The 10,118-nt window shown below is 72.2% G+C and carries 11 protein-coding genes; 4 read left to right on the top strand and 7 right to left on the bottom strand.

The annotated features are described in order from the left end of the window. Positions 1-123: 123 nt before the first annotated feature. From truB to rimP, 7 genes are all read right to left on the bottom strand, one after another. Positions 124-1,023 carry a tRNA pseudouridine(55) synthase TruB gene (gene truB / locus ACFCY7_RS03520; protein WP_376480925.1) on the bottom strand — a complete coding sequence of 300 codons (900 nt, stop codon included), beginning with the start codon at positions 1,021-1,023 and terminating at the stop codon, positions 124-126. Beyond that, positions 1,020-1,460 carry a 30S ribosome-binding factor RbfA gene (rbfA, locus tag ACFCY7_RS03515; protein WP_017235864.1) on the bottom strand — a complete coding sequence of 147 codons (441 nt, stop codon included), beginning with the start codon at positions 1,458-1,460 and terminating at the stop codon, positions 1,020-1,022. Before rbfA ends, truB begins: the two co-directional genes overlap by 4 nt. Before the next feature lie 30 nt (positions 1,461-1,490). Beyond that, positions 1,491-1,784: a DUF503 domain-containing protein gene (locus ACFCY7_RS03510; protein WP_019889861.1), complete on the bottom strand. Its 294-nt coding sequence runs from the start codon at positions 1,782-1,784 to the stop codon at positions 1,491-1,493. Between the two features lie 143 nt (positions 1,785-1,927). Beyond that, positions 1,928-5,014, bottom strand: a complete 3,087-nt coding sequence (infB, locus tag ACFCY7_RS03505) for a translation initiation factor IF-2 (RefSeq protein WP_376480923.1) — start codon at positions 5,012-5,014, stop codon at positions 1,928-1,930. A 145-nt stretch (positions 5,015-5,159) separates the two neighbouring features. Then, positions 5,160-5,441: a YlxR family protein gene (locus ACFCY7_RS03500; protein ID WP_078905268.1), complete on the bottom strand. Its 282-nt coding sequence runs from the start codon at positions 5,439-5,441 to the stop codon at positions 5,160-5,162. Between the two features lie 74 nt (positions 5,442-5,515). After that, on the bottom strand, positions 5,516-6,511 hold the full coding sequence (gene nusA, locus ACFCY7_RS03495) for a transcription termination factor NusA (protein WP_367826738.1): 996 nt from the start codon (positions 6,509-6,511) through the stop codon (positions 5,516-5,518). 2 nt (positions 6,512-6,513) lie between these two features. Next, the gene (rimP, locus tag ACFCY7_RS03490; protein WP_017235869.1) at positions 6,514-7,011 is read right to left on the bottom strand and encodes a ribosome maturation factor RimP; all 498 of its coding nucleotides are present in this window, start codon (positions 7,009-7,011) and stop codon (positions 6,514-6,516) included. Between the two features lie 168 nt (positions 7,012-7,179). On the opposite strand from rimP, the gene ACFCY7_RS03485 reads away from it, so the two are divergent. The 4 genes from ACFCY7_RS03485 to ACFCY7_RS03470 are packed head-to-tail and all read left to right on the top strand — an operon-like array spanning position 7,180 to position 10,079. After that, positions 7,180-7,779, top strand: a complete 600-nt coding sequence (locus tag ACFCY7_RS03485) for a hypothetical protein (protein ID WP_376480920.1) — start codon at positions 7,180-7,182, stop codon at positions 7,777-7,779. Further along, positions 7,776-8,192 carry a ferritin-like domain-containing protein gene (locus ACFCY7_RS03480; RefSeq protein ID WP_376480919.1) on the top strand — a complete coding sequence of 139 codons (417 nt, stop codon included), beginning with the start codon at positions 7,776-7,778 and terminating at the stop codon, positions 8,190-8,192. The genes ACFCY7_RS03485 and ACFCY7_RS03480 overlap by 4 nt, the downstream gene beginning before the upstream one ends. A gap of 32 nt (positions 8,193-8,224) precedes the next feature. Then, on the top strand, positions 8,225-9,133 hold the full coding sequence (locus tag ACFCY7_RS03475; protein ID WP_376480918.1) for an aminoglycoside phosphotransferase family protein: 909 nt from the start codon (positions 8,225-8,227) through the stop codon (positions 9,131-9,133). 46 nt (positions 9,134-9,179) lie between these two features. Next, positions 9,180-10,079 carry a slipin family protein gene (locus ACFCY7_RS03470; protein ID WP_376480917.1) on the top strand — a complete coding sequence of 300 codons (900 nt, stop codon included), beginning with the start codon at positions 9,180-9,182 and terminating at the stop codon, positions 10,077-10,079. Positions 10,080-10,118: the final 39 nt, after the last annotated feature.

Raw genomic sequence — 10,118 nt, 5'->3', positions numbered from 1 at the left:
CCGCGCCGGCGTTCAGACCCCCCCCCCCCCCCCACACCACCCCCCGGGGGGGCCCCCGCGGGCTCCCTTTTGGGCGGACCCCCCCCCGGCGCGCCCCCCCCCCACGAGGCCCCGGGAACGTCCTCAGCCGAAGACGGCGAGGCTCTTCGCCTTGCCCCGCTGGTCCTCGACCAGCGCGAGCAGCGTGCCCTCGGGACCGAAGACCGCGACGGGTCCCTTCGGGTACTCCGGCATCTCCAGGCGGACGCCGTTGAGCAGCAGCTTGGCCCGCTTCTCGTCGACGTCCCAGCGCGGGAACGCCGCCGCGGCCGCGTCGGCGACCGGCATGACCGTGAGGTCCTCCTGGAGCTGTTCCAGGGTCCTGGCCGCGTCCAGCTTGTACGGCCCGACACGGGTGCGGCGCAGCGCGGTCAGGTGACCGCCCACCCCGAGCCCGGCACCGAGGTCCCGGGCCAGCGCGCGGATGTACGTACCGGAAGAGCAGACGACCGAGACGACGAGGTCGACGACGGGCGTGCCGTCCTCGGCCACGGCCTCCCGCACGTCGTACACCCGGAAGGAGGAGACGGTGACCGGGCGGGCCGGGATCTCGAACTCCTCGCCGCCGCGCACGCGCGCGTACGACCGCTTGCCGTCGATCTTGATCGCGGAGACCTTCGACGGCACCTGCATGATCGCGCCGGTGAGCTCGGCGACGCCCGCGTCGATGCCCTCGCGGGTCACCTTGGAGGCGTCGACGGACGCGGTGATCTCGCCCTCGGCGTCGTCGGTGATCGTCGTCTGGCCCAGCCTGATGGTGCCCAGGTACTCCTTCTCGGTCAGCGCGAGGTGACCGAGGAGCTTGGTCGCCCGCTCCACGCCGAGGACGAGGACGCCGGTGGCCATGGGGTCGAGCGTGCCGGCGTGGCCGACGCGGCGGGTCCTGGCGATCCCGCGCATCTTGGCCACGACGTCGTGCGAGGTGAAGCCCGACGGCTTGTCGACGATGACAAGGCCGTCGGGCGTCTTGGCTGCGGTGCTCATTCGGCGGCTTCGTCCTCGCCCGGCTTCTTGTAGGGGTCGGCGTCGCCCGCGAAGGAGGCGCCCGAGGAGGCCTCCCGCACCTGGGCGTCCGAGGCCCGCGCCTTGTCGAGGAGGTCCTCGATCGTCTTGGCGTTCTCCGGGAGGGCGTCGGCCACGAAGGTCAGGGTCGGGGTGAACTTGGTCCCCGCCGCCCGGCCCACGGCCGAACGGAGGATGCCCTTGGCGCTCTCCAGACCGGCCGCGGCGCTCGCGCGCTCCTCGTCGTCGCCGTAGACCGTGTAGAAGACCGTGGCCTCCCGCAGGTCACCGGTGACGCGGGTGTCCGTGATGGTCACGTGCGTACCCAGGCGGGGGTCCTTGATGCCGCGCTGCAGCTTCTCGGCGACCACCTCCCGGATGAGGTCCGCCAGCTTCTTCGCCCGCGCGTTGTCGGCCACTGGTCCTTCTCCTTCTTTGCCTTGCTCAAGTCAGTCTTCATCAGTGTGGAGCCTGCGGCGCACCGACAGCAGCTCCACCTCGGGACGCGCGGCGACGAGCCGCTCACAGCGGTCGAGCACGTCCGACACGAACCCCGGGTCCCCGGACACCAGCGCGACGCCCAGCCGGGCCCTGCGGTGGAGGTCCTGGTCGCCCACCTCGGCCGCGCTCACGGAGAACTTGCGCTGGAGCTCGGCGACGATGGGCCGGACGACGGAGCGTTTCTCCTTCAACGAATGGACGTCGCCGAGGAGCAGATCGAAGGACAGAGTCCCCACGTACATGCGGTGCCGGATGTCCCGCCGGTTCGGGTTCGGTGGCCTGCCGGGCCGTCGCTCGGCAGGGACACCAGAACCGTACACGCAACGGCCGGGGCCGATCGACGGAAATATCTTCCGCCGACCGGCCCCGGACGCAGCCCTACGCGTTACGCGCGCGGCTTCTCGCGCATCTCGTACGTCGCGATGACGTCGTCGATCTTGATGTCGTTGAAGTTTCCGAGGTTGATACCACCCTCGAAGCCTTCGCGGATCTCGGTGACGTCGTCCTTGAAGCGGCGCAGACCGTGGATCGTGAGGTCCTCGGCGATGACCTTGCCGTCGCGGACGAGGCGCGCCTTGGTGTTGCGCTTGACCTCGCCGGAGCGGATGAGGACACCGGCGATGTTGCCCAGCTTGGACGAGCGGAAGACCTCGCGGATCTCCGCCGTACCGAGCTCGACCTCTTCGTACTCCGGCTTGAGGAGACCCTTCAGGGCCGCCTCGATCTCCTCGATGGCCTGGTAGATCACCGAGTAGTACCGGACGTCGACGCCCTCGCGCTCCGCCATCTGCGCGGCACGGCCGGCCGCACGGACGTTGTAGCCGATGACGATGGCGTCGGAGCCCATCGCCAGGTCGATGTCGGACTCGGTGACCGCACCCACACCGCGGTGCAGGACGCGGATGTCGACCTCTTCGCCGACGTCGAGCTGGAGCAGCGAGGCTTCGAGGGCCTCGACGGCACCGGACGCGTCACCCTTGATGATGAGGTTGAGTTCCTGGACCAGACCGGCCTTGAGCACCTTGTCGAGGTCCTCGAGGGACACCCGGCGGACGCGCTTGGCGAAGGCGGCGTTGCGCTCACGCGCAGCGCGCTTCTCGGCGATCTGACGGGCCGTACGGTCCTCGTCGACGACCAGGAGGTTGTCGCCGGCACCCGGCACGTTGGTGAGACCGAGCACCAGGACGGGAGTCGACGGGGTCGCCTCCTCGACGTTGTTGCCCTTGTCGTCGAGCATCGCCCGGACGCGGCCGTACGCGTCGCCGACCACCACGGTGTCGCCGATGCGCAGCGTTCCGCGCTGGACCAGGACGGTCGAGACGGCACCGCGACCGCGGTCGAGGTGGGACTCGATCGCAATACCCTGCGCGTCCTGGTTCGGGTTGGCCCGAAGGTCGAGCGAGGCGTCGGCGGTGAGGACGACGGCCTCCAGCAGGGAGTCGATGTGCAGACCCTGCTTGGCGGAGATGTCGACGAACATCGTGTCGCCGCCGTACTCCTCGGCCACCAGACCGAACTCGGTCAGCTGACCGCGGACCTTGACCGGGTCGGCACCCTCGACGTCGATCTTGTTGACCGCGACGACGATCGGGACGCCGGCGGCCTTGGCGTGGTTGAGCGCCTCGATCGTCTGCGGCATGACGCCGTCGTTGGCCGCGACCACGAGGATCGCGATGTCGGTCGACTTCGCACCACGGGCACGCATGGCGGTGAACGCCTCGTGACCCGGGGTGTCGATGAAGGTGATGCGACGCTCTTCGCCGTTGACCTCGGTACCCACCTGGTAGGCACCGATGTGCTGGGTGATGCCACCGGCCTCGCCCGCGACGACGTTCGTCTTGCGGATCGCGTCGAGCAGTCGGGTCTTACCGTGGTCGACGTGACCCATGACGGTGACGACCGGCGGACGGGAGACCAGAGCCTCTTCGCCGCCCTCGTCCTCGCCGAACTCGATGTCGAAGGACTCGAGAAGCTCGCGGTCCTCCTCCTCCGGGCTGACGATCTGGACGACGTAGTTCATCTCTTCGCCGAGCATCGTCAGCGTGTCGTCGGAGACCGACTGCGTGGCCGTGACCATCTCACCGAGGTTCATCATCACCGCGACGAGCGACGCCGGGTTGGCGCCGATCTTCTCGGCGAAGTCGGTGAGGGAGGCACCGCGCGACAGGCGAATGGTGTCGCCGTTGCCGCGGGGCAGCATCACGCCGCCCACGGACGGGGCCTGCATGGCCTCGTACTCCTGGCGCCTCTGACGCTTCGACTTGCGACCACGACGCGCGGGACCACCGGGACGACCGAAGGCGCCCTGCGTGCCACCACGGGCACCCGGACCACCGGGACGGCCACCGAAGCCACCGGGACGACCGCCGAAGCCGCCGCCACCGCCGCCGGGACCACCCGGACGACCGCCGCCGCCACCCGGACCACCGGGACGGCCGGCGAAGCCGCCGCCACCGCCGCCGGGACCGGCCGGACGACCGGCGAAGCCGGGACGACCGCCACCGCCGCCGCCGGGACCACCCGGACGACCGCCGGGGCCACCGGGACCACGACCGCCAGGACCGGGACGCGGGCCGGCAGCGGGACGCTGCGGCATCATGCCCGGGTTCGGACGGTTACCGCCGGGCGCGCCGCCCGGACGGGGAGCCTGCGGACGCGGCATGCCACCGGGGGTGGGACGCGCGCCGCCCTGGCCCTGCGGACGCGGGGCGCCACCGGGGCCACCCTGCGGACGCGGGGCGCCCGGAACGGCGCCGGGGCCGCCCTGCGGACGCGGGGCGCCGCCACCGGGGCGGGGCGACTGCGGTCGCGCCATGCCGGTGGAGCCACCCGAGGTGAACGGGTTGTTGCCGGGACGCGGACCGGCCGGACGGGCACCGCCCGGACGGGGGGCCTGCTGGCCACCGGGACGCGGAGCACCCTGACCCTGCGGGCGGGGAGCCTGCTGACCCGGACGGGCGGCAGCCGGGCGGGGGCCCGGGGTCGCGCCGGCGGGGCGCTGGGCGGCCGGAGCCGCCGGAGGCGCGGTGAATTCCGGGGTCGTCGGAGCCGGGGAGGCCGGCGCCGGCTTCGGCGCGGCCGCGGGCTTCGGACCCGGGGTGGGACGCGTGCCGCCGGGGGCAGGCGTCGCGGGCTTCTCCGCAACCGCGGGCTTGGGCGCCGGGGTGGGCGCGCCAGGCTTCGGGGCGGCGGGACGAGCAGCCTGCGCCGGGGACGGCGCGGCGGATGCCGGCGCCGGCTTCGGCGCGGCGGGGGAAGGCGTCGCCTTGCGGGGCGCGCCGGGCTTCGCTGCGGTCTTGCCGGCGCCACCGCCGGGACCCTGCAAAGCATCAGTCAACTTGCGCACGACCGGCGCCTCGATCGTCGAGGACGCCGAACGGACGAATTCACCGAGTTCTTGGAGCTTGGCCATGACGACCTTGCTCTCTACGCCGAACTCCTTGGCGAGTTCGTATACCCGGACCTTAGCCACTTCGCTCCTTTTAGGTCCGGTTACCGCCGGACCGTCGCTACTTCATGGGCGTACTCATCGCGTACTCATCGAGTGCTCATCGCAATCTCGACCTACTTCCAACTCGCGAGGTACCTGACCGCACGGTGATCCGTGCCGTACTTCTTCACTGCGGTGCCGACCGCTCGACGTGGTGACGCAGTTCCGCCGTGTCGAGCGGTCCCTGGACCTTGAAGGCCCTGGGGAACGCCCGGCGGCGGACCGCAAGGTCGAGACAGACCACGGCGGGGTGCACGTACGCACCCCGGCCGGGCAGCGTACCGCGATCATCCGGAACACACTCGTCCTTGATCACCACGATCCGCAGCAGATCGCTCTTGGCCGCTCGCTCCCGACATCCCACACAGGTTCGTTCAGGGCATACGCGGGCTTGCGTCCGGCCAGACACGATTAAGTCTACCTCCCCGTACCGACCCCACCCGTTTGGGGCAAGAATCGAACAGTTGTTGGCCAAAAACGATCTCAGTCCTGCGGACCGGCCGGCTCCGTGTCCGGACGGATGTCGATCCGCCAGCCGGTGAGGCGCGCGGCGAGGCGGGCGTTCTGGCCCTCCTTGCCGATCGCCAGCGACAGCTGGTAGTCCGGCACCGTCACCCGGGCGGAACGGGCGGCCAGGTCGACGACCTCGACCTTGGAGACCCGCGCCGGGGAGAGCGCGTTCGCCACCATCTCGGCCGGGTCGTCCGACCAGTCGACGATGTCGATCTTCTCGCCGAGCAGCTCCGCCATCACGTTGCGGACGCGGCTGCCCATCGGGCCGATGCAAGCGCCCTTGGGGTTCAGGCCCGAACGGGTGGAACGGACGGCGATCTTGGTGCGGTGGCCGGCCTCACGGGCGATGGCGGCGATCTCGACGGAACCGTCGGCGATCTCCGGCACCTCCAGGGCGAACAGCTTCTTCACCAGATTGGGGTGGGTGCGCGAAAGGGTGACGGACGGACCGCGGACACCCTTGGCCACCCGGACGACGTACGTCCGCAGGCGCAGGCCGTGCGTGTAGTCCTCGCCCGGCACCTGCTCCTGGACCGGGAGGATGGCCTCCAGCTTGTCGTCCAGACGGACCAGGACGTTCTTCGGGTCCTTGCCCTGCTGCACCACACCGGCGACGACATCGCCCTCGCGGCGCGCGTACTCGCCGAACGTCACGTCGTTCTCGGCGTCACGCAGCCGCTGCTGGATGACCTGGCGGGCGGTGCTCGCCGCGATCCGGCCGAAGTCCGACGGGGTGTCGTCGAAGTCCTTGGGCTCCTGGCCCTCCTCCAGCTCGGAGGGGTCTTCCTTCGCCCACACCGTCACGTGACCGGTCTGCCGGTTCAGCTCCACGCGCGCGTGGCGGCGGGCGTCGGGGGTGCGGTGGTAGGCGATGAGGAGGGCCGACTCGATCGCCTCGACCAGCAGGTCGAAGGAGATCTCCTTCTCATGCGCCAAGCCCTTGAGCAGCTTCACGTCGATGTCCACGGCTACGCCTCCTCTTCCTTCTTGTCCTTGCGGTTGAACTCGATCTCGACACGCGCCTTGGCGATGTCGGCGAACGCGACCCGGCGGGCGGTGGGCTTGCGCCCCTTCACGCCCGGCACTTCGAGGTCGAGGCCGTCCTCGTCCACGGCGAGGATGCGGGCGACGAGGTCGCCCTCCTCGGCCAGCTGGAGCTTGACCAGGCGGCCGGTGGCCCGCACGTAGTGGCGGTGCTCGGTCAGGGGGCGGTCGGCGCCGGGGGAGCTGACTTCGAGGACGTACTCGCCCTCGCCCATCGCGTCGGTCTCGTCGAGCTTCTCGGAGATCGCGCGGCTCAGCTCGGCACAGGCGTCCAGCTCCACGCCCTCGTCCGAGTCGACGACGATCCGCAGCAGTCCGCGGCGGCCGGCCCGGGACACCTCGATCTCTTCCAGATCCAGGTCCTTCGCGGCGACGAGCGGCTCCACGATTCCGCGCAGCCTGTCGCTCTGGGTGGTGCTCATCCGGGTGACTCCTCGGCCGCGTGTGCTGTTGTGGGTTCGTCGCGTGTCAGACCAAAGGGTATCCGGTCCCGGAGGGTGTTGCCGTCCACCGCCCCGGGGCCCGCGGGTACGCTCGCCTGCGGTGATCCAGACGATCTTCGACGACGGACGACAGCCGAGGGAGAAGGCGTGACGACGACGGGCAGGCGCGCGCTCCTGGTAGCGGGCGCGGCGGCGGGAGCGGCGGCCCTCGCCGGCTGCGGCTCCCCATCCGACGGCGGCACGCCGCCGCCGAGCGCCGCCGAACGGGAGGCCCAACGGGAGGCCGAACGAGTGGCGCGCGCCGAGGCGGCGCTCCGACAGCGCGCCGTGGCCTCCGCGCGCGGCCTGCTGGAACGCTACGACGCCACCCTCGCCGCGCACCCCGCCCTCGCCCCCCGCCTGACCCCGCTGCGGCGCTCGGTGGCGGCCCACGCGGCGGCCCTCGGCGAAGGCGGCACGACGGTGGCCCCCGCGCCGGACTCCGCGAAGGCCTCCGCCGCACCGCCCGCGACCTCGTCCACCACGCCGCCCGCCACCGCGACCACACCCGCCGGCCCCGCGCCGCTGCCGGTGCCCGCCGACCCCCGGGCGGCGCTGAAGGAGCTCGCCGCCGCCGCGCGCACCGCCGCCGACGGGCACACGGCCGCCCTGCTCACCGCCCCGCCCGAGTACGCCCGGCTGCTCGCCTCCGTGGCGGCGGCCGGCGCCGCCCACGCCTACCTGCTGACCGAAGGAGCACGGGCATGACCGCCCTCGACGCGGCGCAGGCCGCCCTGGCCGCCGAGCACGCGGCGGTCTACGGGTACGGGGTCGTCGGCGGCCGGATCGGCACGGAACGACGCCCCGAGGCCACCGCCGCCTACGAGGCCCACCGGGCGCGCCGGGACGCACTGCGCCGCACCGTCCGCGACCTCGGCGGCACGCCCGTCGCCTCCGAGGCCGCGTACGAGCTGCCCTTCCGGGTCGCGGACCCGGCCGGCGCCGTGCGCCTGGCGGCCATCCTGGAGGACCGGGTGGCCGGCGCGTACTCCGACCTCGTACGGGCCGCCGGCGGCCCACTGCGCCGCGAGGCCGCCGCCGCGCTCCGGGAGACGGCGGTACGGGCCGTCCGCTGGCGCGGCAGCGACGTAACCTTTCCTGGGCTCGCCGAGCGGGTGTGAGCCCCGACCCGACCGAAGGAAACGACGCACGCATGGGTTTCGAACCGCCGCAGCGACTCGCCAGGACCCTCGGCGAGGCGTACGGGGACGCCGCGGCGGCCGAGTGGCTCGCGAAGCTGCCCGGGCTCGCCGACAAGGCCCTCGGCCACGCCTCCCTGGACGCCGAACGGGTGATGGCCCCCGGCGGACGCAGCAGCCTCGTCGCCCTCGTCCGGCGACCCGACGGCTCCCCCGCCGCGCTCAAGATCGCCCCCCCGTTCACCCGACCGGACCTGGAACGGGACGCCCTCGCGCACTGGAACGGCTGGGGCGCGGTCCAGCTCCTCGACGAGGCAGGGCAGGACGCGCTCGTCCTCGAACGCCTCCACCCCGAGGTCTCGCTGCGCTCCCTCCCCGAGGCGAAGGCGCTCCTCGAAGCCGCCGGGACCGTACGCAAGCTGTGGGTCGAGCCCCCGGCCGGGCACGGCTTCGAGACGGTGGCCGAGCGCACGGCCCGCCAGGCCCGGGCCATGGACCCCTACCTCTCACAGCCCGACTCCGCCGAGACCGCCGCGCTGACCGCCGCGGCCCTCGCCGCACGCGAGGAGCTCGTCGCCACCCCCACCGAGTCCCTGCTGCTGCACGGCAACTTCCGCCAGGGCAAGGTGCTCGCCGGCGACCGGGCGCCCTGGCTGGCCGTCGGCCCCGAGCCGCTGGTCGGCGAGCGGGCCTACGACCTCGCCCGGCTCGTCCGCGACCGGGTCGAGGACCTCGTCGCCGCCTCCTCGGGCGCCTCTGCGGCCCGCCGGCGGGTCAACAAACTGGCCGACTCCCTCGACCTCGACCGGGAACGGCTCCGGGGCTGGACCCTCTTCCGCGCCGTCGAATCGGGGACGCGGGCGCTGACCGCCGGACGGCGGCAGGATGCCGAGCTGCTCCTGGAGTTCGCGAGCTGGCTATAGGGGAATACCCTTTTTGTACTGTTCGGCTCGAATCCAGGGGGCCGTGATGATCCAAGAGCTGCTGATGGCGGCGGCCGGCGCGGCCGCGGCGGCCGCGGTGTACACGGCCGCGGCGGCACGGGTGGTCAAGCAGTACGAGCGCGGCGTCGTCTTCCGCTTCGGCCGGCTGCGCGACGGCATCCGCTCCCCCGGCTTCACCATGATCCTTCCGGTCGTCGACCACCTCCACAAGGTCAACATGCAGATCGTCACGATGCCCGTCCCCGCGCAGGAGGGCATCACCCGGGACAACGTGACCGTCCGCGTCGACGCCGTCGTCTACTTCAAGGTCGTCGACGCCGCCGACGCGCTCATCCGCGTCGAGGACTACAAGTTCGCCGTCTCCCAGATGGCACAGACCTCGCTCCGCTCCATCATCGGCAAGAGCGACCTCGACGACCTCCTCTCCAACCGCGAGAAGCTCAACCAAGGCCTCGAGCTCATGCTCGACAGCCCCGCCATGGGCTGGGGCGTCGCCATCGACCGCGTCGAGATCAAGGACGTCTCCCTCCCCGAGACCATGAAGCGCTCCATGGCCCGCCAGGCCGAAGCCGACCGCGAACGGCGCGCCCGCGTCATCAACGCCGACGCCGAACTCCAGGCCTCCAAGAAGCTCGCCGAAGCGGCGGGCGTCATGTCCGCCCAGCCCGCGGCGCTCCAGCTCCGCCTCCTCCAGACCGTCATGGCCGTCTCCGCCGAGAAGAACTCCACCCTCGTCCTCCCCATCCCCGTCGAGCTCCTCCGCTTCCTCGAACGCGCCGCGCCCGGTTCCGCGGCGCCCGACTCCGACGAAGCCCCGTCGCTCCCCAGCGACGCCTACCTCCGAGGCCACGCCGACGCCCTCGACTCCATCGGCGACCTCACCGGCCCCTCCATCGACCCGACACCACACGAACCGGACGCCTAGGAGAGGTAGGGGTGCCGGGCCCCCGGGGTGGGGGGCCCG

Source organism: Streptomyces sp. NPDC056361 (assembly GCF_042262805.1).
Taxonomy (GTDB): Bacteria; Actinomycetota; Actinomycetes; order Streptomycetales; family Streptomycetaceae; genus Streptomyces.
This window is presented reverse-complemented; position numbering and strand designations above follow the sequence as displayed.

Bases quoted from the DNA above. Each gene is read 5' to 3' on its own strand.
- truB (WP_376480925.1), bottom strand. From the start codon at position 1,023: ATGAGCACCGCAGCCAAGACGCCCGACGGCCTTGTCATCGTCGACAAG.
- ACFCY7_RS03510 (WP_019889861.1), bottom strand. From the start codon at position 1,784: ATGTACGTGGGGACTCTGTCCTTCGATCTGCTCCTCGGCGACGTCCAT.
- rimP (WP_017235869.1), bottom strand. From the start codon at position 7,011: ATGAGCACCACCCAGAGCGACAGGCTGCGCGGAATCGTGGAGCCGCTC.
- ACFCY7_RS03480 (WP_376480919.1), top strand. From the start codon at position 7,776: ATGACCGCCCTCGACGCGGCGCAGGCCGCCCTGGCCGCCGAGCACGCG.
- ACFCY7_RS03475 (WP_376480918.1), top strand. From the start codon at position 8,225: ATGGGTTTCGAACCGCCGCAGCGACTCGCCAGGACCCTCGGCGAGGCG.
- ACFCY7_RS03470 (WP_376480917.1), top strand. From the start codon at position 9,180: ATGATCCAAGAGCTGCTGATGGCGGCGGCCGGCGCGGCCGCGGCGGCC.